This window comes from Streptomyces sp. NPDC001781, assembly GCF_053596035.1.
The window spans coordinates 51,082-71,833 of record NZ_JBSFFI010000032.1; the positions used below are offsets into that span (position 1 = coordinate 51,082).

16 protein-coding genes are annotated in these 20,752 nt (G+C 71.5%); 3 read left to right on the forward strand and 13 right to left on the reverse strand.

Going from position 1 to position 20,752, the window contains the following annotated elements; all coding sequences use genetic code 11:
* Positions 1-42 precede the first annotated feature (42 nt).
* From ACWCV3_RS24640 to ACWCV3_RS24655, 4 genes are all read right to left on the reverse strand, one after another.
* The gene (locus ACWCV3_RS24640) at positions 43-744 is read right to left on the reverse strand and encodes a ribonuclease HII (RefSeq protein ID WP_451228062.1); all 702 of its coding nucleotides are present in this window, start codon (positions 742-744) and stop codon (positions 43-45) included.
* A gap of 84 nt (positions 745-828) precedes the next feature.
* Positions 829-1,740, reverse strand: a complete 912-nt coding sequence (locus ACWCV3_RS24645) for an ADP-ribosylglycohydrolase family protein (RefSeq protein ID WP_451228065.1) — start codon at positions 1,738-1,740, stop codon at positions 829-831.
* A 12-nt stretch (positions 1,741-1,752) separates the two neighbouring features.
* Positions 1,753-2,412, reverse strand: coding sequence for a histidine phosphatase family protein (locus ACWCV3_RS24650; RefSeq protein ID WP_451228068.1), 660 nt, complete (start codon positions 2,410-2,412; stop codon positions 1,753-1,755).
* Positions 2,413-2,493: 81 nt separating this feature from the next.
* Positions 2,494-3,096, reverse strand: a complete 603-nt coding sequence (locus tag ACWCV3_RS24655) for a YdbC family protein (protein ID WP_451228071.1) — start codon at positions 3,094-3,096, stop codon at positions 2,494-2,496.
* Between the two features lie 150 nt (positions 3,097-3,246).
* On the opposite strand from ACWCV3_RS24655, the gene ACWCV3_RS24660 reads away from it, so the two are divergent.
* Entirely contained in the window at positions 3,247-3,780 is a 534-nt protein-coding gene (locus ACWCV3_RS24660; protein WP_451228074.1) for a TerD family protein, read from the forward strand.
* A gap of 79 nt (positions 3,781-3,859) precedes the next feature.
* Here the strand turns inward: ACWCV3_RS24660 and ACWCV3_RS24665 are convergent, their stop codons facing one another.
* Both ACWCV3_RS24665 and nrdR read right to left on the reverse strand, forming a co-directional pair.
* Positions 3,860-6,760: a vitamin B12-dependent ribonucleotide reductase gene (locus tag ACWCV3_RS24665; RefSeq protein WP_451228077.1), complete on the reverse strand. Its 2,901-nt coding sequence runs from the start codon at positions 6,758-6,760 to the stop codon at positions 3,860-3,862.
* A gap of 124 nt (positions 6,761-6,884) precedes the next feature.
* Positions 6,885-7,445, reverse strand: coding sequence for a transcriptional regulator NrdR (nrdR, locus tag ACWCV3_RS24670; RefSeq protein ID WP_451228080.1), 561 nt, complete (start codon positions 7,443-7,445; stop codon positions 6,885-6,887).
* Between the two features lie 583 nt (positions 7,446-8,028).
* Here nrdR and lexA point away from each other — a divergent pair.
* On the forward strand, positions 8,029-8,805 hold the full coding sequence (gene lexA / locus ACWCV3_RS24675) for a transcriptional repressor LexA (RefSeq protein ID WP_451228083.1): 777 nt from the start codon (positions 8,029-8,031) through the stop codon (positions 8,803-8,805).
* A gap of 132 nt (positions 8,806-8,937) precedes the next feature.
* Here the strand turns inward: lexA and ACWCV3_RS24680 are convergent, their stop codons facing one another.
* From ACWCV3_RS24680 to ACWCV3_RS24695, 4 genes are all read right to left on the reverse strand, one after another.
* The gene (locus ACWCV3_RS24680; RefSeq protein ID WP_451228086.1) at positions 8,938-10,914 is read right to left on the reverse strand and encodes an ATP-dependent DNA helicase; all 1,977 of its coding nucleotides are present in this window, start codon (positions 10,912-10,914) and stop codon (positions 8,938-8,940) included.
* Positions 10,915-11,074: 160 nt separating this feature from the next.
* Positions 11,075-11,842, reverse strand: a complete 768-nt coding sequence (locus ACWCV3_RS24685; RefSeq protein WP_451228089.1) for a GNAT family N-acetyltransferase — start codon at positions 11,840-11,842, stop codon at positions 11,075-11,077.
* Between the two features lie 37 nt (positions 11,843-11,879).
* On the reverse strand, positions 11,880-13,805 hold the full coding sequence (locus tag ACWCV3_RS24690) for an IucA/IucC family protein (RefSeq protein ID WP_451228091.1): 1,926 nt from the start codon (positions 13,803-13,805) through the stop codon (positions 11,880-11,882).
* 226 nt (positions 13,806-14,031) lie between these two features.
* Positions 14,032-15,441: a diaminobutyrate--2-oxoglutarate transaminase family protein gene (locus ACWCV3_RS24695; RefSeq protein ID WP_451228094.1), complete on the reverse strand. Its 1,410-nt coding sequence runs from the start codon at positions 15,439-15,441 to the stop codon at positions 14,032-14,034.
* 284 nt (positions 15,442-15,725) lie between these two features.
* Between ACWCV3_RS24695 and ACWCV3_RS24700 the strand changes: the two genes are divergently transcribed.
* A complete protein-coding gene (locus ACWCV3_RS24700) occupies positions 15,726-16,946 on the forward strand; it encodes a trypsin-like serine peptidase (RefSeq protein ID WP_451228097.1) in 1,221 nt (406 codons plus the stop codon).
* 83 nt (positions 16,947-17,029) lie between these two features.
* Here the strand turns inward: ACWCV3_RS24700 and hflX are convergent, their stop codons facing one another.
* The 3 genes from hflX to ACWCV3_RS24715 all read right to left on the reverse strand — a co-directional run.
* Positions 17,030-18,520 (reverse strand): GTPase HflX, encoded by a 1,491-nt coding sequence (hflX, locus tag ACWCV3_RS24705; RefSeq protein WP_451228100.1) that lies wholly within the window; start codon positions 18,518-18,520, stop codon positions 17,030-17,032.
* A gap of 189 nt (positions 18,521-18,709) precedes the next feature.
* A complete protein-coding gene (locus tag ACWCV3_RS24710; protein ID WP_451228103.1) occupies positions 18,710-20,218 on the reverse strand; it encodes a M1 family metallopeptidase in 1,509 nt (502 codons plus the stop codon).
* A gap of 69 nt (positions 20,219-20,287) precedes the next feature.
* Positions 20,288-20,752, reverse strand: a 465-nt coding sequence (locus tag ACWCV3_RS24715; RefSeq protein WP_451228106.1) for an ACT domain-containing protein, incomplete at its 5' end; no start/stop codon positions are given.

Here is a 20,752-nt window from a genome sequence, read left to right on the forward strand (position 1 = left end):
GACGCCGACGGCCGGGTGGCACATCGGCGGCGGGCGGAAGCGTCAGAAATCGAAGCCGAGCTGGCCCTCGATCACCGGAACGCCGCCGTCCACGAGGCTGCGGACCTTCTTGAGGTGCCGCCACCGGGGCAGCGCATCAAGATACGCCCATGACAGACGGTGGTACGGGGTGGGGCCCCGCTCCTCCAGTGCGGCCTTGTGCACCGGCGACGGATACCCGGCGTTGTCCGCGAATCCGAAGTCTGCATGGCCGGCACCGAGTTCGGCCATCATTTTGTCGCGGTACACCTTGGCGATCACCGAGGCCGCCGCGACGGCCACGCAGGACTGGTCACCCTTGATCACCGTGCGCACCTGCCAGGGCGCGCCCAGGTAGTCGTGCTTGCCGTCGAGGATGACGGCCTCCGGCCTGACCGGCAGGGCTTGAAGGGCACGGACGGCGGCCAGCCGCAGGGCGGCGGTCATGCCCAGGTCGTCGATCTCCTCCGGGGAGGCGTGACCGAGGGCGAAGGCCGTCACCCAGGAGCGCAGTATCCCGTCCAGTTCCGCACGGCGCTTGACCGTCAGGAGCTTGGAGTCGGTGAGCCCTTCGGGCGGGCGGCGCAGTCCGGTGACCGCCGCGCAGACGGTGACGGGGCCGGCCCAGGCGCCCCGCCCCACTTCGTCGACGCCGGCGATGACCTTCGCCCCGGTCGTGGCGCGAAGGGAGCGCTCGACGGTATGAGTGGGTGGTTCGTACGGCATGGCGCACCCAGCCTACGCCGCCCCGCTGCCACCCCGACACCCCGGTCCCTCCCAGCCGGGAACGTCACATCCCAGGCCCGGGCCTCACACGCGGTGCGGCACCCACGCCGGCAGCGACTCGGTCCGTTCCAGCCACCGCGCGGGCGGCGTTCCCGCCGCGCCGGCGGCCAGGACACCGCCGACGATCGCGCACGTCGTGTCCACGTCACCACCGGCCTCGGCGGTGGTCCAGAAGGCGTGCTCGAAGTCACCGAGGGCTCGCGCTGCCGACCACAGGGCGAACGGGACGGTGTCGTGCGCGCTGGTCCGGCGCCCGCAGCCGAGGACGGCCGCCACGGTGGCCGCGTCCCCGTAGTCGAGCATGTCCCGCGCACGGCGCAGACCGGCGCCCACGGCGCTCCGGGGCACCAGGGCGATCACGTCGTCCAGGAGGGCCTCGGGAGCCGGCGGGCCGCCCGGAGCGGCCGCCAGCGCGGCGGCGGCGGCCACGGCCATGGCGCCGGCCACCGCTTCGCGGTGCTGGTGGGTGGTGTAGGCGGAGATCTCGGCCTGATGGGTCGCCTGCTCGGGGTCGTCGGCGTACCAGGCGCCCAGGGGCGCAATGCGCATCGCGGCGCCGTTGCCCCAGGAGCCCCGGCCGTCGAAGAGCTGGGCGGCGAGTTCACGCCAGTCGGCGCCCTCGCGGACGAGCCGGAGCAGGCGGTTCACGGCCGGACCGTAGCCCCGGTCGAAGTCGTGGTGCTGGGCGAAGGACCGGGCGAGCTCGTCCTGGTGGACCATCCGGTGGGTGACCAGGACCGAGACGACGGAGCAGGCCATCTCCGTGTCGTCGGTCCACTGCCAGGTCCCGGCGGGCAGCTCGCGCCGCTTGAGCAGCGGGTGGTTCACCGGGACGAAGAACTGGGAGCCGAGCGCGTCACCCACCGCGAGGCCGCGCAGGCTGGCCAGGGCGCGCTCCAGGCGCCCGGAGGGGAGGGGGGAGGAGTCAGGGGTCATCTTCCCGCCAGCCTATCGGTCGATCCAGTGCGGGACCGGGTCCCGCCAGCGCTCGAAGGGCCTGTTGAGGGCGTACTTGCCGTCCTCCCCGAGAACGAGCGTGCGCACCTCGGCGTTCCCCGGATTCGACAGGGACTCGAACTCGGCCACCGTCCAGTGGAACCACCGCATGCAGAACAGCCGCATCGCCAGGCCGTGCGTCACCAGGAGGACGTTCGGCGGATGGTCGGGCTCCTCGAAGCTGCGGAACAGGCTCTCCAGGAAGCCGCCGACCCGGTCGTACACGTCGGCACCGGACTCGCCCTGCGGGAAGCGGAAGAAGAAGTGCCCGTACGCGTCCCGGTACGCCTTCTGGAGCTTCACGTCGTCGCGTTCCTGCCAGTTGCCCCAGTCCTGCTCGCGCAGCCGGGGCTCCTCGCGCACGCGTATGAGGTCCGGGTCGAGCCGGAAGGTGTCCAGGGTCTCGTGGGTGCGGCGGTAGGGGGAGACGTAGACGCTCACGCGCTCGTCGCCGAAGATCTCCCGCAGGTGCTCGCCGGTCTCCTCCGCCTGCTTCCGGCCGCGGTCGGTGAGCGCGAGGGCGTGGTCGGGCTCACGCTCGTACACGGAGTCATCGACGTTGCCCACTGACTCCCCGTGCCGGACAAGGACGATGCGCCGTGGTCGTGCCATGTCGGAAACCCTACGGGGAGCGGGACGGGGTCGGACACTCGTACGGCCCTCATACAGCGTAGGTCACACCGCTCGCCGGGGTCAGACCGTCCAGGAGGGCTCGAGTTCCACGATGTCGCCGGTGAGAGAGGCTATGTCGGCCTCGGTCTGGGCGCGCAGCGCCAGCCGCTCCACGCGTTCGGTGCGGTACTTTCCGTGTTCGGCCGCCGCGCGCCACATCGACAGCACCAGGAAGTCGCGCTCCGCCTCCCCGAACATGCCCCGGATCATGCCGGGCGATCCGGCCATCGCCGGGTTCCAGACCTTCTCCTGCATCAGCGTGAAATGCTCGACGCGCTCCTCGTGGACCCGGCACAGGGCGACCCGGACCAGGTCGGCGTCGGTGAAGCGGGGTTCGAAGCCGGTCTTCACGTCGAAGCGGTACTCGAACAGCCTGGCCTGGGAGTCCTTGAACGTCCCGGACTGGGACGCGGCCAGCCGGTCGTGCGAGCGGGCCATGAAGGAGTCGTAGAAGGCGCGGCTCTCCCAGAAGGCGAAGATGTGCGCCACTCCCGGCCGGTGCCGGCTCCAGCCCCCGCCCTGTCCCCGAAACCCCGGCTCCCCCAGAAGCCCCGCCCATTTCCGCTGCCCGCGCTCGAACCCGCGACGGTCCACCACGGTGCAGCGAATCCACTTGACCAGCACCGCGCCATCGTAAGGCCACCGGGCGTGGCGTCGGTCACGCTCTGGCGGAGTTCGCCCGCGCACCGGTGCCGCATGCATGACACGATGGGAAAAGGTCCCAGCGACAAGGGAGTTGGGGACGATGGCGCTGCAGAGGGAAGGGGAGGTCCGGTGACCGGGGTCAGCAAGGGAATCCGCGAGGTCGAGGTCGCGCTCAAGTGGGACCCCAGTCCGGCTGGGCGGCCGCCCGCCGACCTGGACATCGTCGCCGCGACGTTCACCGCGGCGGACGCGTACGGGGAACCGGCCTATCTGGTGCACTTCGACAGCCGCTCCCCGGACGGCACGATCTTCCTCAACCGGGACAGCCCCGACGGCAAGGGGTTCGGCTGGGACGAGGTCATGAAGCTCGAACTCGGCCGCCTGGACGCCCGCTACACGCGCGTGGTGGTCGGTGTCGTCATACAGCAGGGCCGGAGCCGCTCCACGTTCGCCTCGGTCCTGAACCCGGCGGTGCGTGTCACCGAGGGCCACACGACCCTCTTCGAGGCCGACTTCACCGCCGCCCGGGACGCCACGGCGGCCGTCGTCGCCGAGTTCACCCGCGACACCTCCGGTGAGTGGTCCCTCCGCGCGGGCGTCCACGGCTTCGACGAGGACCCGGCGACCTTCACCCGGGTCATGGGCTCCAAACGCCGTATCTGAGGATCCTGACGGCGAAGGGGGCGCCGGCCCACCGGCCGACGCCCCTTCACCGGGCCCGTGTCACGGGCTCAGCCGTTGATCAGCTGCAACCGCTGGTCGAGCCGCAGCCCTCGCAGATGTAGCAGGAGCCGGCGCGCTGCATCTTGGTGCCGCAGGAGAAGCAGAGCGGGGCGTCGGCCTGGATGCCGAGCTGCATCTCGACCAGCTCGGCGCTGGTGTGGGCCTGCTTGGGGGCCGGCTTGGCGGCCTCCGGCTCGGTCCTCGGCGGGGCGACGGCCGTCAGCTCGGTGTGACGCGGAGCGGACTGGGCCAGACCCTCGACGTCGACCTCGTCCTCCTCGAGGGACGGTTCGTACGAACCGGTCTCCAGGTGACGCTGACGCTCCTCGGCGGAGTGGATGCCGAGCGCGGAGCGGGTCTCGAAGGGCAGGAAGTCCAGCGCCAGGCGGCGGAAGATGTAGTCGACGATCGACTGCGCCATCCGCACGTCCGGGTCGTCGGTCATACCGGCCGGCTCGAAGCGCATGTTGGTGAACTTCGAGACGTAGGTCTCCAGCGGCACGCCGTACTGGAGGCCGACCGACACGGCGATGGAGAAGGCGTCCATCATGCCCGCGAGCGTGGAGCCCTGCTTGGACATCTTCAGGAAGACCTCGCCGAGACCGTCGTCCGGGTAGGAGTTGGCGGTCATGTAGCCCTCGGCGCCACCGACCGTGAAGGACGTGGTGATGCCGGGACGGCCCTTGGGCAGGCGCTTGCGGACCGGGCGGTACTCGACGACCTTCTCCACGGCCTCGCGGATGGTCGCCTCGGCCTTGCCGGTGACCTCGACCTTCTCCTCCTCCTTCTTCTTGGCGGAGAGCGGCTGGCCGACCTTGCAGTTGTCGCGGTAGATCGCGAGCGCCTTGACGCCCAGCTTCCACGCCTCGAAGTAGATCTCCTCGACCTCCTCGACGGTCGCCGTCTCCGGCATGTTGACCGTCTTGGAGATGGCACCGGAGATCCAGGGCTGGATCGCGGCCATCATGCGGACGTGGCCCATCGGGGAGATGGCGCGCTCGCCCATGGCGCAGTCGAACACCTCGTAGTGCTCGGGCTTGAGACCGGGGGCGTCGATGACATTGCCGTTCTCGGCGATGTGGGCGACGACCGCCTCGATCTGCTCCTCCTGGTAGCCCAGGCGGCGCAGGGCCTGCGGCACGGTGCCGTTGACGATCTGCATCGAACCGCCGCCGACGAGCTTCTTGAACTTCACCAGCGCGAGGTCCGGCTCGACACCGGTGGTGTCACAGGACATCGCCAGACCGATGGTGCCGGTCGGGGCGAGCACGGACGCCTGCGAGTTACGGAAACCGTTCTTCTCGCCCAGGCGGATCACGTCCTGCCACGCCTCCGTGGCGGCGGCCCACACCGGGTTGTCCAGGTCGTCCATGTGGACGGCCGTGGCGTTGGCGTCGGCGTGCTGCTTCATGACGCGCTTGTGGGCGTCGGCGTTGCGGGCGTAGCCGTCGTACGGGCCGACGACCGCGGCCAGTTCGGCGGAGCGGCGGTAGGCCGTGCCGGTCATCAGCGAGGTGATGGCGCCGGCGAGGGCGCGGCCGCCGTCGGAGTCGTACGCGTGGCCGGTCGCCATCAGCAGGGCGCCGAGGTTGGCGTAGCCGATGCCGAGCTGGCGGAAGGCGCGGGTGTTCTCGCCGATCTTCTGGGTCGGGAAGTCCGCGAAGCAGATCGAGATGTCCATCGCGGTGATGACCAGCTCGACGACCTTCTGGAAGCGCTCGGTCTCGAAGGACTGGTTGCCCTTGCCGTCGTCCTTCAGGAACTTCATCAGGTTCAGCGAGGCCAGGTTGCAGGACGTGTTGTCCAGGTGCATGTACTCGCTGCACGGGTTCGACGCGGTGATCCGGCCGGACTCGGGGCAGGTGTGCCAGTTGTTGATCATGTCGTCGTACTGGATGCCCGGGTCGGCACAGGCCCAGGCAGCCTCGGCGATCTTGCGGAAGAGCGCCTTGGCGTCGACCTCCTCGATGACCTCACCGGTCATACGGGCCCGCAGGCCGAAGTCGGTGCCGTTCTCGACCGCGCGCATGAACTCGTCGTTCACGCGGACCGAGTTGTTGGCGTTCTGGTACTGGACGGACGTGATGTCGTCGCCGCCCAGGTCCATGTCGAAGCCCGCGTCGCGCAGGACGCGGATCTTCTCCTCCTCGCTGACCTTCGTCTGGATGAAGTCCTCGATGTCGGGGTGATCGACGTCGAGGACGACCATCTTGGCCGCACGGCGGGTGGCGCCACCGGACTTGATGGTTCCGGCGGAGGCGTCGGCACCCCGCATGAAGGAGACGGGGCCGGAGGCGTTGCCGCCCGAGGAGAGCAGCTCCTTGGAGGAGCGGATGCGGGACAGGTTCAGACCGGCGCCCGAACCGCCCTTGAAGATCATGCCCTCTTCCTTGTACCAGTCGAGGATCGACTCCATGGAGTCGTCGACGGACAGGATGAAGCAGGCGGAGACCTGCTGGGGCTGCGGCGTGCCGACGTTGAACCAGACCGGGCTGTTGAAGCTGAAGATCTGGTGCAGCAGGGCGTAGGCCAGCTCGTGCTCGAAGATCTCGGCATCGGCGGGCGAGGCGAAGTAGGAGTGGTCCTCGCCGGCCTTGCGGTACGTCTTCACGATGCGGTCGATGAGCTGCTTGAGCCCGGTCTCCCGCTGCGGGGTGCCGACAGCACCCCGGAAGTACTTGCTGGTGACGATGTTGACCGCGTTCACCGACCAGAAGTCGGGGAACTCGACGCCACGCTGCTCGAAGTTGATCGAGCCGTCGCGCCAGTTGGTCATGACGACGTCACGGGGCTCCCACGCCACCTCGTCGTACGGGTGCACGCCGGGGGTGGTGTGGACGCGCTCGATGCGCAGCCCCTTGCCGGCCTTGGTGCCCTTGGTGCGGGAACCTCGTGCCGGACCGCTCGCCGTCTCTGTCATGCCGCCTCCCATGTACGGGCGAAAACGCCCTGAAATGCCCCTGTGTTCCCAGGGCACGTGTTCTGTCCGGTGTCGCGGGCACCCTCAGTTGCCACCCGCGACAGGTCTTCGGTGCGCCGTCCGCTCAGTCGGCGGCGCGCGCGGGCACGGGGACCTGGCCGGTCCGTCCCGTTCCGCTCTGGTCTTCCTGGCTCCCCGCGGCCGCGCCCTCGGATCGCCCGCCGTCCGCCGCGTGGTCCGGCGTCGCCTCGCGCAGTTCGGCGATGGCGGCCTCGAAGTCCTCCAGCGAGTCGAACGCCCGGTAGACCGAGGCGAACCGCAGATAGGCGACGAGGTCGAGCTCCTGCAACGGGCCGAGTATGGCCAGCCCCACGTCGTGGGTGGTCAGCTCGGCACTCCCGGTGGCCCGCACCGCCTCCTCGACCCGCTGGCCGAGCTGCGCGAGCGCGTCCTCGGTCACGGGGCGTCCCTGGCACGCCTTGCGCACACCGTTGATCACCTTGGTGCGGCTGAACGGCTCGGTGACACCGGACCGCTTCACCACCATGAGCGAACACGTCTCCACCGTCGTGAAACGACGGGAGCAGTCCGGGCACTGGCGGCGCCTGCGGATCGACGTGCCGTCGTCGGTCGTACGACTGTCGACCACACGGCTGTCGGGGTGCCTGCAGAAGGGGCAGTGCATGATCTCCAACCCTCCTCACAGCAGACTCGATGGCCTCGCCGGGCCCCAGGGGCCTCACGAAGCAGCCCCAAGCATAGGCGATCGAAGAGGTCCGGAAGACCCAGGGTCCATGATCAACCACAACTTGTGGGGGCCTGTAGCCACCTCACCACTACATGTAGGGATGGCCCAGATTTCACGGCAGGCGTGCGTGTCGCCGTGGACAGGCGCCCGGAGAGCACCGCGCGAGCACACCGGGGCGGCACGCACAGACGTCCCGCACGGCCGGATGGACCCACCGGGATACCGTGAGAACGGCACGGAGCCCCCGGAGAACCACGGCGGGGATCTCACTGCCGGTGGCCCCGGCCGCCGGTCGCTCACCGTTCGAATGGCAGACTGGCGGCAGCCACGAGGCCATCCGCCCCCGGCGGGGAAGAGTACAACAATGGGCGCTTTTGCCCGCTGGACACCGCGTAAGCCATACACCCGGACACTTCATCGCGTCAGGTGAATCGCACTTTTTCACTCGAACGTGTGTTTGGCGCAACCTTTCGAAAGCTACTACCGTTGTGCAGCAGGGAGACCATCGAGAGGGGCCGACGTGACCACGACCGCAGACAGTGCCGCCATCACCGCCCAGGACCGCTCCCAGGGCCGGGTGGAGCCGGTGCACGCGATGAACGAAGCCGTGCCCGAGGGCCACAAGCGCTCCCTGCCGGGCCGACCTCCGGGCATCCGCGCGGACAGCTCGGGGCTGACCGACCGGCAGCGGCGGGTGATCGAGGTCATCCGGGACTCCGTGCAGCGTCGTGGCTATCCGCCGTCCATGCGGGAGATCGGCCAGGCCGTCGGCCTGTCCAGCACCTCCTCGGTCGCCCACCAGCTCATGGCGCTGGAGCGCAAGGGTTTCCTGCGCCGTGACCCGCACCGGCCCCGCGCATACGAGGTGCGCGGCTCCGACCAGGCGGTCAGCGTGCAGCCCACGGACACCGCCGGCAAGCCCGCCGCGTCGTACGTCCCGCTGGTAGGCCGCATCGCGGCAGGTGGCCCGATCCTCGCCGAGGAATCCGTCGAGGACGTCTTCCCCCTTCCCCGGCAGCTCGTCGGCGACGGTGAGCTGTTCGTCCTCAAGGTCGTCGGTGACTCCATGATCGAGGCCGCGATCTGCGACGGTGACTGGGTCACGGTCCGCCGCCAGCCGGTCGCGGAGAACGGTGACATCGTGGCCGCCATGCTCGACGGCGAGGCCACGGTCAAGCGCTTCAAGCGCGAGGACGGCCACGTCTGGCTCCTCCCGCACAACGCGGCCTACGAGCCCATCCCCGGCGACGACGCCACCATCCTCGGCAAGGTCGTCGCGGTGCTCCGCCGCGTGTGACGCCCGCACCGGACAGGCCCCCGGCTCGTCCCCCTGCACCGGGCCCCGGAACCCCTGCGCCGGTTCCGGGGCCCTGCCATTGCCGTCATCGGCGGGAGACGGCCGGTCTGCCGGACCGCTCCCACCCGCGACTCACTCCCCCTCGGCCTCCCTGGCCATGGCGTCGATCGCGGCGAGCGACTTGCGCACCTGATTGCGATCGGTCGTGGTCCAGAAGTCGGGCAGTGACGCCCTGAGGTACGACCCGTACCGGGCGGTCGCCAGCCGCTGGTCAAGGACCGCCACCACGCCACGGTCCCCGGACGCCCGGACGAGCCGGCCGGCGCCCTGGGCCATGAGCAGCGCCGCATGGGTGGCCGCGACCGCCATGAACCCGTTGCCGCCGGCGTCCTCCACCGCCTTCTGGCGGGCACTCATCAGCGGGTCGTCGGGACGCGGGAACGGGATCTTGTCCATGACCACGAGCTGACAACTGGGCCCCGGCACATCCACGCCCTGCCACAGCGACAGCGTGCCGAAGAGACAGGTACGGGGGTCGGCCGCGAAGTTCTTGATCAGCTCGCCGAGGGTCTCCTCGCCCTGGAGCAGGATGGGGAACTCGGGGATCCGCACCCGCAGTTCCTCCGCGGCCAGCTGCGCGGCCCGCATGGAGGAGAACAGGCCGAGCGTGCGGCCGCCCGCGGCCTGGATCAGCTCGGTCAGCTCGTCCAGCATGTCGCCGCGGTCACCGTCCCGGGCGGGGCGGGCCAGGTGCTTGGCGATGTAGAGGATGCCCTGCTTGCGGTAGTCGAAGGGCGAGCCGACGTCGACGCCCTTCCACTGCGGCAGGTCGTCGCCCTCGGTACCCTCCGGGGCGAGCCCCAGCGAGGCGCCGACGCCGTTGAAGTCGCCGCCGAGCTTCAGGGTCGCCGAGGTCAGGACGACGCTGCGGTCGGTGAAGAGCTTCTCGCGGAGCAGCCCGGACACCGACATCGGGGCGACCCGCAGGGAAGCGCCGAAGCGGTCGTGGCGCTCGTACCAGACGACGTCCCACTCCGAGCCGTTCAGCACCCGCTCCGCGACGGCGTGCACCGTCTCGACCGAGGCCACCGCCTGCTTGCGCACGGCGTCCTCGTCCTGCACGGACTTGTCGCGCGTCGAACCGAGCGCCGTGATCACCGTGCGGGCCGCGTCGCGCAGGGCGGCGAGGGCGTAGCCGAGGTCCTCCGGGATCTCCTCGAGGCGGCCCGGCAGGGCCAGCTCCATCAGCCGCTCGAAGCCCTCGGCGGCGGTCTGGAGCTGGTCGGCGGCTTTCTCGTTGACCAGCTTGGCCGAGCGGCGGACCGCGCGGTTGACCTGGCCGGGGGTGAGTTCACCGGTGGCGGCGCCGGTGACCCGGGAGACGAGCTCGTGCGCCTCGTCCACGATCAGCACCTCGTGCTGCGGCAGCACCGGGGCGCCCTCGATCGCGTCGATCGCCAGCAGCGCGTGGTTGGTCACCACGACATCCGCGAGCTTGGCACGCTCACGGGCCATCTCCGCGAAGCACTCGGCCCCGTACGCGCACTTCGAGGCGCCGAGGCACTCGCGCGACGACACCGACACCTGGGCCCAGGCCCGGTCGGAGACACCCGGCGTGAGGTCGTCCCGGTCGCCGTTCTCCGTCTCGTCGGACCAGTCGCGCAGCCGGAGCAGATCCTGGCCCAGCTTGCTGGTGGGAGCGGCCGCCTCGAACTGGTCGAAGAGCCCGTCCTCCTCGTCCTGCGGCATGCCCTCGTGCAGCCGGTGCAGACAGAGATAGTTGGAGCGGCCCTTGAGCATGGCGAACTCCGGCCGGCGGCGCAGCAGTGGGTGCAGGGCCTCGACCGTGCGCGGCAGGTCGCGCTCCACGAGCTGACGCTGGAGCGCGAGCGTGGCGGTGGCGACGACGACCCGCTCCCCGTGCGCGAGCGCGGGCACGAGGTAACCGAGCGACTTTCCGGTGCCGGTACCGGCCTGGACCAGCAGATGGGACGTGTCGTCGATCGCCTCGGCGACCGCTTCGGCCATGGTGACCTGGCCGGGACGCTCCGTGCCGCCGACGGCGGAGACGGCGGCGTGGAGGAGTTCGGGGAGTGAGGGCTTCGTCATAGCCCGACCACCCTACGGCCCCGCACCGACAATCGTGTCCGCTCGCCGTGGCGGGCGGTGCGGGATGCGAACACGTCCGAACTCCTGAACTTTCTGCCGGAAGACGGGAACCCGGCGCAATCGCCGTACATACCACCAGTGAGCGTGCGATGACCGGGCGCTACGAGGGTTGCTGCCGGACCCGGTCCCGGATCATGAGGGCGGCCCGCTTGCCGGGCAGTTCGACCTCCGCCCCGCACCGGAATCCGGCCTTGTGGAAAGCGGTGACCGAGGGGGTGTTGCGGATGTCGGGTTCCGCGACGACGCGTGTGCAGGCGCGGCGGCGTGCCATGACGAGCTCGGCCACGGCCGTGAGCAGGGCGGAGCCGAGCCCCCGGCCCCGGCGCGCGGCGTCCCCGATCAGCAGGTGGACACCGGTGTCGTGGGGACGCGCCCGATAGAGGCGGGCCAGCGGATCGAGGTCGGCCCGGTAGATCTCCCAGTAGCTCATGGCGGTGCCGTCGAGAACGCCCAGGCAGGGCACGCTGCGTCCGTCGCCGTCGAGCCGGGTGCGGAGGTGGCGCTCGGTCCGGTCCTGGGGGCCGGCCAGCTCCCAGAACTCGGCGACCGCGGGGTCGTTCATCCAGCCGTGGACGAGGGGGAGGTCCCGGGTGAGGCGGACCGGAACCAGCTCGAAGGTGCCCGCAGGAGTGCGGGTCGGGCCCCAGGCGTGGATGCCGTCCAGCGGGTCGGCGTCGCGGGGCGAGGCCGACTGGCCGGGCAACACGGCTCGCGGTGCGGTGAGTTCGGAGGGCAGGCGCAGGTCCAGCGTCTCCTCGTTGTCCCAGAGGACCGAGCCCGTCCCGCTTTCGGCGCTGCCGGCGCCGTCGGGGGCGACCGGGAGGGGAAGGGCTTCGGCGGCGCCTGCGCCGGTGCCGGTGAGCGGCATGTGCGCTCCTCTCATGGGGGCGAGCGGGTGGGAGGGGTCAGGAGTGGAGGGGGTTGGCGATGGTGACGTAGACGGACTGGGTGTCGACGGGTCCGACCAGTTCGTCCAGGCCGTGCAGCCGGGTCAGCAGGTTGGCCTTGCAGCGCAGTACGGGTGAGTCGAGCAGGTGGCCCGGCAGGGAGCCGCGCAGGGCGGCGGGGCCGGAGGCGGCGGCGGTGAGGAAGCTGCGGAACGCGGCGAGGAGGAGGTGTTCGTCGGCCAGACGCTGGGAGCCGAAGGCGCCGATGAGGCCGAACACGTTGTTGATGGCGAGGTAGTAGGCGAAGCGTTCGTCGGCGACCTCGTCGGAGACGAAGGTGTCGCTGCGCTCTCCGATGCCGGGCAGCCGGGCGTCGAGTTCGGCCCGGTGGGACTCACGGAAGTAGTAGCCCTGGTTGTCGCGGTACCGGCCACCGGCCGGCCAGCCCTCCCGGTCGAGGCGGAGCAGGGTGTTCTGCTGGTGCGCCTCCAGCGCGATCCCCGCCTCGCCGTCGAGCCAGAGCACGGGCCGGACGACCTGTTCGAGGTAGCGCAGGAACCACTCGGCGGCGACGGCGCCCAGGGGACGGCCGGTGCGGGCGGCCAGCCGCGCGACGATCCGGGCCAGGCCGGAGCTCAGGCCCCCGGGCCGCGCTGTCGGACTCGGCTCGGAGTCGGGGCGCGGCGAGACGAGCCCGGCGACGCAGCCGATGTCGTCGGCGGGGGCGAAGGGGTTGTGCCTGATCATCACGTCGAGGCCCGGCACGGGCAGCCCATCGGGATCGTCCACGGCGAGCCAGGCCGGGTCGCGGACGATGTCGAAACCGGGGTGGGCCGTCTGCCACTGCTTCGCCAGTCCGGCGCGCAGCAGGCGGTGCACCTCGACGCCCCGGTGGAGTTCCTTGCGCAGGTTCTCCCGTCGGGAGTTGGTGATGCGCAGGCCGAGCGACAGCTTGAGCATCGCCGGGGAGCCCGGGCGATGGACGGTGCGTACGGAGGAGGTGGGGTGCCAGGGCGGACCGAGGGGGCCGAGGTCGCGGAGGAGGCCGGAGTCGAGCAGGGCGGCCACCGGGGCGCGGTGGCCTACGTCGCGGGCCTGCCAGGGGTGCAGGGGGAGGGCGCTGTAGCCGTCGGGCAGGGGGAGGCAGGTTCCGGCGAGTCGGCCGAGGAGTTGGCCGGCGGGGACGGGACGGCCGCGTTCGGTCCAGGCCGAGTCGGAGGCGAGCAGGGAGGGGGCCACGGCCATCCAGTGCACGGGGAAGGAGCCACGGAGTTCCGGCGCGTACTGCCGGGCCTCGGCGTCGGTGAGTTCTTCGCGGCTCTTCGGGGTGGGGTGCAGGGGGTGGCCGAGGAGGAGGGCCTGTTCGGCGCTGAGGAAGGGGTCGGGCCCGTCCTGCGGGTGGGCGCGGCGGTCGCACAGGAAGGTGGCGGTGCGGCGTTGCGAGTCGGCGACCCGGGCGACGAGGTCGGCGCCGTCCGCTGGAGCGGTGCCATGGGGCTCGTCGGGATCCGCCTGCCCGGGGCTCTCACGGGTGAGGAGAGCGGCGAGGGTGACGGCGTCGACCGAGGGGGCGTGGTCGGGGGCGTCCGCCAGGCGGGGCGGGCCGAAGCGGTGCCATCCGGTCGGGGACCAGTGACGGACGGGGGTGAGCAGGGCGGTGCCGCTGGCCGGGAGCGGGAGGTGCAAGGTGCCGTCGGCCGGGGCGGGGAGGCCGGTCTCGCGGACCCAGCAGCGCAGGAGATTCTCCACCGCCGCCGCCTGGGCCGCGGTGTGGGGATCGGTGGCCTCCAGCGGGTCGGTCTCGGGCTCGCCGGGCCGTCCGGCGAACGATGTGCGCCGCTGCTGGTGCGGCACCGTGTCGGCGAGCGGGGCGGGGGCGCTGCCGGGCTCCGCCGGGTCCTCGGGGATCTCGGAACGGCCGTCGGATGCGGGGGTGGCGTTCATGACAGTTCCTCAGGGGTGGTGCGTGTGCGGGTTTCGTCGCGGAGAGGTTCCGCACGGCGGGCGAGCGGTGGGGCGGTGACGAGAGCATGTGGTGCCGGCGCGCCCCGGGTCCGGTTCCGGGGCCGGGGCGCAGTGCGGTGGTGTGGCGACACCCCGCGGCGGGCTCGCCGCTCTCCGCAGACGCGCGCGGATCGTGCGTGCCGGCGCCGGGATGGCCCGGCTCGGGCTAGCCCGTGCGCTGGTGGTCGCGGTCCGCGGCGGTGACCGCGTCGGCCAGGCGCTCCAGTACGGCCGACGCCTGCTCGTCACTGATGGTCAGCGGCGGGAGGAGCCGTACGACACTGTTGTGGCGGCCGCCGAATTCCACGATCAGTCCCCGGTCGAGGCACTCGCGCTGGACGGCGACGGCGAGTCCGGGATCGGCGGGGCGGGGCACCGAGGTGGAGTCCCAGCCGTCCGCCTCGGCACGGCGTGCCTCCGGTACGCACCCGCCCGCCGGGTTCACGAGCTCGACCCCGATCATCAGCCCGCGCCCCCGCACATCCCCCACGCACGCGAACTCCGCCTGGAGCTGACGCAGTTGTTCCAGCATGCGGGCACCGAGGGCCGCGGCTCGTTCGGCGAGACCGTTCTCGCGGACGTAGGCGAGGGTGGCGGTGCCCGCGGCCATGGCGAGCTGGTTGCCCCGGAAGGTGCCCGCGTGGGCGCCGGGCTGCCAGACGTCGAGTTCCTCGCGGTAGACGACGACGGCCAGCGGGAGGCTGCCGCCGATGGCCTTGGACAACACCATCACGTCGGGGGTGACACCGCAGTGGTCGACGGCCCAGAAGGCGCCGGTGCGGCCGACGCCGGTCTGTACCTCGTCGGCGATCAGGGGAATGGACCGCTCGGCGGTGATCCGGCGCATCCGGCGCATCCAGTCGTCGGGCGCCGGGATCACCCCGCCCTCCCCCTGGACGGGTTCCAGGATCATGCCGGCCGGCCGGGGCACGCCCGACTTGGGGTCGTCCAGGACGGACTCGGTCCAGCGGGCGGCGAGTTCGGCACCGCGTGGACCGCCGACACCGAACGGGCAGCGGTAGTCCTGCGGGTAGGGCAGACGGCCCACCTGGAGGTCGGGGGCGCCGCCGGACGCGGCCAGCGCGCCCGCGGTCATGCCGTGGTACGCGCCGGTGAAGGCGAGGATGCCGCTGCGTCCTGTCGCCGCCCGGACCAGCTTGAGGGCGGCCTCGACGGCGTCGGTCCCGGCCGGGCCGCAGAACTGCACGCGGGCCCGGTCGGCGAAACCGGCCGGCAGGGTGCGGAACAGTTCGGTGATGAAGGCGTCCTTGACCGGGGTGGCCAGGTCCAGCACCGAGAGGGGCGCGCCGGAGTCGAGGACCTTGCGGATGGCCTCCAGCACCACGGGATGGTTGTGGCCGAGGGCCAGTGCCCCGGCGCCGGAGAGACAGTCGAGGTAACGACGGCCGTCGGCGCCCTCGATGGTGAGACCACGCGCCCGCACGGGCACGATGGGCAGGGCCCGGGCATAGGTACGCGCGGCGGACTCGCGCGCCGACTGGCGCCTGAGAATCCCCTCGTGCACGGCCGGAGTTCCCCGGTGGGTGCTGTCGGCCTCCGACTCGGTCACGGCCACGGCTCGCTGTCCTCCCGCTGTCCAGAGGCGAGTTGCCCGACGGGGGTGGGCGCGGGCAGCGCTCCCCCACGGCTACCAACAGCCGGCCGGCCGCCTGGTTACGGGTTGCTTCAAGATCCTTGCCGTGACGCAACCGTTGCGGTTCCGTCGGAAGTCCCCTACGGCGAGCGCATAGTGTGTGGTCCCGCCCGGAATCCCGGGGAACCGGCGCCGGTGCAGCACGAGTTGGGTGCCGGAACCGGACCGAAGCGTCAAGTTCGCTCACAACAGGGAGAGTCACCACCATGCACTCCATACGGCCGTCGTCCACCGCTCGCCGAGGGAGGGGTACGCCCCGCAGGACCTCCCGCGTGCTGGCGGCCGTCGCCCTCGCCTCCGCGCTGGCGCTGACCGCCACCGCGTGCGGCGGAGGCGGTGACGACGACGCGGGCGGTCCGTCCTCCACCGCGCGGGGTTCGGACGGGAAGGTCCGCGTCCCGCAGGACCTCCAGGACAAGCTCCGCCAGCACGGCATCGACATGGACAAGTGGAAGGACGGCGCCTGGAAGAACTGGGACCGGGACGACTGGCTGCGTGAGGCCAACGACTTCATCAACCCGATCATCAACGGTCTGTGGGACAAGGACCGGATGCGCGGCGCCGACGACCCGGCCAAGCGGGTCGACGACAACGACCTCTCGGGCGACCAGGGCGTGACCGACCCCGAGCCGCAGCCGGTGCAGGCCGAGGCGGTCCGCCCGCCGTACCACACCAACGCGGCCGCGGCGGGCAAGGTGTTCTTCGACTCCCCCAAGGGCACGATGGTCTGCTCGGCCACGGTGGTCCAGGACCCGGCGCACCCGGGCAGGTCCAACCTGATCTGGACGGCCGGCCACTGTGTGCACGCGGGCAGGAAGGGCGGCTGGTACCGCAACATCGCCTTCGTGCCGTCGTACAACAACCAGAGCCTGTCCTCCTCGCGGATGGAGGGCGCCTCGCGCGCGCAGGTCGCGCCGTACGGTGTCTGGTGGGCCGACGCGGCCAAGACCTCGCAGCAGTGGATCGACGGAGGCGGGGAGACCGGCGGCAACGGCGCCTCGTACGACTTCGCGGTGATCCATGTGACGCCGGAGCAGGGCAACGGGGGCAAGTCGCTGGAGGAGACGGTCGGCGGTGCGCTGCCGGTGGACTTCGCAGCGCCCGCCGCGACCGAGGTGAGCTCGGTGACCGCGAGCGGCTACCCGGCGGCGGAGCCGTACGACGGCCAGTTGCTGTACCAGTGCCAGGACAAGCCCGGCCGGCTGTCGATCGCCAAGGCGGACCCGACGATGTACCGCATCGGCTGCACCATGACCGGTGGTTCCTCCGGCGGCGGCTGGGTGGAGCAGGGCGCGAACGGCAGGCCCACGCTGGTCTCCAACACCTCGATCGGCCCCGCCTCCTCGGGCTGGCTGGCCGGCCCCCGGCTCGGTGAGGTCGCCAAGGGCGTGTACGACTCGGTCAGCGCGAAGTTCGCCGGCCGGTAGCCGCCCCACGCACGTGACGGAGGCCCGCCGCACCCTCTCCCAAGGGTGCGGCGGGCCTCTTCGCGCTCCGGTGTGCCGCCCGGTCAGGCGGTCGCGGTGGGCGTGTACGGAGCCAGGTCGGCAGCCAGCTCCGCGTGCACCCGGACCTTGATCAGGGTGCCCTCGGCGGTGTGCTCCTCGGAGAGCACCTCGCCCTCCGTGTGCGCGCGGGCGACCAGCTTGCCCTGGGTGTAGGGCACGAGCGCCTCGACCTCGACCGAGGGACGGGGCAGCTCCTCGTCGATCAGGGCGAGCAGCTCCTCCAGTCCCCGGCCGGTGCGCGCCGAGACGGCGATGGACCGCTTCTCCACCCGCAGCAGCCGCTGGAGGACCAGCGGGTCGGCCGCGTCCGCCTTGTTGATCACGACGATCTCGGGCACGTCGGTCGCGCCGACCTCCCGGATCACCTCGCGCACGGCGGCGAGCTGCTCCTCCGGGACCGGGTGCGAGCCGTCCACCACGTGCAGGATGAGGTCGGAGTCGCCGACCTCCTCCATGGTGGAGCGGAACGCCTCGACCAGGTGGTGCGGCAGGTGCCGGACGAAGCCCACGGTGTCGGCCAGCGTGTACAGCCGGCCGCTCGGGGTCTCCGCGCGGCGGACGGTCGGGTCGAGGGTGGCGAACAGGGCGTTCTCCACCAGGACCCCCGCGCCCGTCAGGCGGTTGAGCAGGGAGGATTTGCCGGCGTTGGTGTACCCGGCGATGGCGACGGAGGGCACCTTGTTGCGGCGGCGCTCCTGGCGCTTGATCTCGCGGCCGGTCTTCATCTCCGCGATCTCCCGGCGCATCTTCGCCATCTTCTCGCGGATGCGGCGCCGGTCGGTCTCGATCTTGGTCTCACCGGGACCACGCGTGGCGAGACCGCCCCGGCCGCCACCCATCTGCCGGGACAGCGACTGACCCCAGCCGCGCAGTCGCGGCAGCATGTACTGCATCTGCGCGAGCGCGACCTGCGCCTTGCCCTCTCGGGACTTGGCGTGCTGGGCGAAGATGTCCAGGATCAGGGCCGTGCGGTCGATGACCTTGACCTTGACGACGTCCTCGAGCTGGATGAGCTGGCCGGGGCTCAGCTCACCGTCGCAGATGACGGTGTCCGCGCCGGTCTCCATGACCACGTCGCGCAGCTCCAGGGCCTTGCCGGAGCCGATGTAGGTGGCCGCGTCCGGCTTGTCGCGGCGCTGGATCACGCCGTCGAGCACGAGTGCGCCCGCCGTCTCCGCGAGGGCGGCCAGCTCCGCGAGGGAGTTCTCCGCGTCCTGGGAGGTGCCGGTGGTCCACACTCCGACGAGCACGACCCGCTCCAGGCGGAGCTGGCGGTACTCGACCTCGGTGACGTCCTCCAGCTCGGTGGACAGCCCCGCCACACGGCGCAGGGCCGCGCGCTCGGAGCGGTCGAACTGGTCGCCGTCACGCTCGCCGTCGATGTCGTGCTTCCAGGCGACGTCCTCTTCCATCAGGGCATCGGCCCGAAGACCTTCGGGATAGGCGTGCGCGAGGCGCTTGGCGTCCTGTGAAGGGGAAGAAGAGGAGGTCATTGGTTCCTTACGTCGGGATGAGGTCCGGTCCGGCGGTCGCCCGACCGGGAGGCAGGCGAGGGACCGGTGTTCATGAGGTGCAACGCACGCGTGCCCCGGGAGATTCCCGAGCACCGCGCCGCGCCGACCGGAAGATGTTCGCACGGCGCGGAGCACCGCGTCATCGGGTTATCGTCCGGACACCCGGGGTCAGTGCTTCCTGGCGGGGCCCGACGTCGCGGGCGGCGGGACCTGCTTCCAGTCCGGGTGGCCGGGCATGGGCGGGGTCTTCTCGCCGTACAGCCAGTCCTGGAAGAAACCGGTCAGGTCACGGCCGCCGATGGCGGAGGCGAGGCGGACGAAGTCGGCGGTGCCGACGCTGGTGTCCCGGTTCTCCTGGACCCACACCTTCTCCAGTCGCTCGAAGGCGGCCTTGCCGATCTCCTGGCGCAGGGCGAAGAGCACGAGGGCGGCACCGTCGTAGATGTTGGGACGGAAGATGCCGATCTTCTGGCCCGGGGCGGGCGGCTTGGGCCTTGCGGGCGGGCCACCGGCGGCGCGCCAGCGGTCGGAGGCGCCGTAGGCGGCCTTCATGCGGTCCTGCAGCGGGCGGTCCGCCTTCTCCTGCGCGTAGAGAGCCTCGTACCAGGTGGCGTGGCCCTCGTTCAGCCAGACGTCGGACCAGGTGCGGGGGCTGACACTGTCGCCGAACCACTGGTGGGACAGCTCGTGGACCATGACCGACTCGATGTACCACTTGGGGTAGGCGGGCTCGGTGAAGATGTCCTTCTCGAACAGCGACAGGGTCTGCGTCTCCAGCTCGAACCCGGTGCTGGCCTGCGCCATCAGCACGCCGTAGGTCTCGAAGGGGTAAGGGCCGATCTTGCTCTCCATCCACGCGATCTGGTCCGGCGTCCTCGCGAGCCAGGGCTCCAGTTCCTTCTTGTCGGCGGCGGGCACCACGTCGCGCAGCGGCAGTCCGTGCGGGCCCGGGCGCCGGACGACGGCGGAGTGGCCGATGGACACCTGGGCGAGCTCGGTGGCCATGGGGTGCCGGGAGCGGTAGCTCCAGGTGGTCGAGCCGCCCGTCTTGACCGCGCCGGTCGGCAGGCCGTTGGCCACCGCGGTGTAGCCGTCGGGGGCGGTGACGTGGAAGGTGAACATGGCCTTGTCGGACGGGTGGTCGTTGCAGGGGAAGACCAGGTGCGCGGCGTCGGCCTGGTTGGCCATGGCGAGCCCGTCGGTGGTCCGCACCCAGCCGCCGTCCTGGCCGTCGGCGGGGCGCGGGTCGCTGGTGTGCCGCACAGTGATCCGGGTGAGGCTGCCGAGCGGCAGCGCGTGGTCCGGGGTGACGACGAGGTCCTCGCCGGCACTGGTGAAGGCGGCCCTGCGGCCGTCGACCTCGACGGACTCGACGGTGCCGTGCGCGAAGTCGAGGTTGATCCGGTTCAGGGAGCTGGTGAGCCGGGCCTCGATGGTGGTGACGGCCTTGAGCGGCTTGTCGTTGCTGCCGGGATAGGTGAAGGCGAGGTCGTAGGCGGCCACGTCGTAACCGGGGTTGCCCAGTTCCGGGAAGATCCGGTCGCCGACGCCCAGCGGTTCGGCGGGGGCTCCGGCCGCGACGAGACAGACCGTGACGGCCGAGGCGAGCAGGGCCGCCTTCGGGCGCCGGAGGAACCGGAGTGCGGGGTGCGGGCGCGTGGGGCGAGTGAGCAGCATGCCCCACCGCTACCAGCGCCCGGCCGCCGGGTGGTGACGGCGCGCGCCAGGCCCACCCGATCGGGTCGGTCAGGCGGCGGGCGCCTGGGCCCGGCTGACGTCGTACACGCCGGGCACGTCGCGCATCGCGCGCATCAGGGCGGGCAGTTCGGCGGCGTCGGGGAGCTGGAGGGTGTAGGTGTGGCGGACCCGCTGCTGGTTGGGTGACTCCACTGTGGCGGAGACGATCTCGGCGCCCGCCACGGCGATCGCCTCGGTGAGGTCGGCGAGCAGATGGGGACGGCTGAACGATTCGGCGACCAGGGTGACCCGGCACGCGGTGGTGTCCCCCCAGCGCACGTCGATCTCCTCGCGCCCCCGGCCCTTCATGTCCTCGACCATGGAGCACTCCACCCGGTGCACGGTCACCGCTCCTCCGCGCACGGCGAAGCCGACGATGTCGTCGGGCGGCACGGGGGTGCAGCAGCCGGCCAGGCGCACCGGGCCGCCCGGCCCGTCCAGCAGCACGTCGGCGCCCCGGCGGCGCGCGGCCGG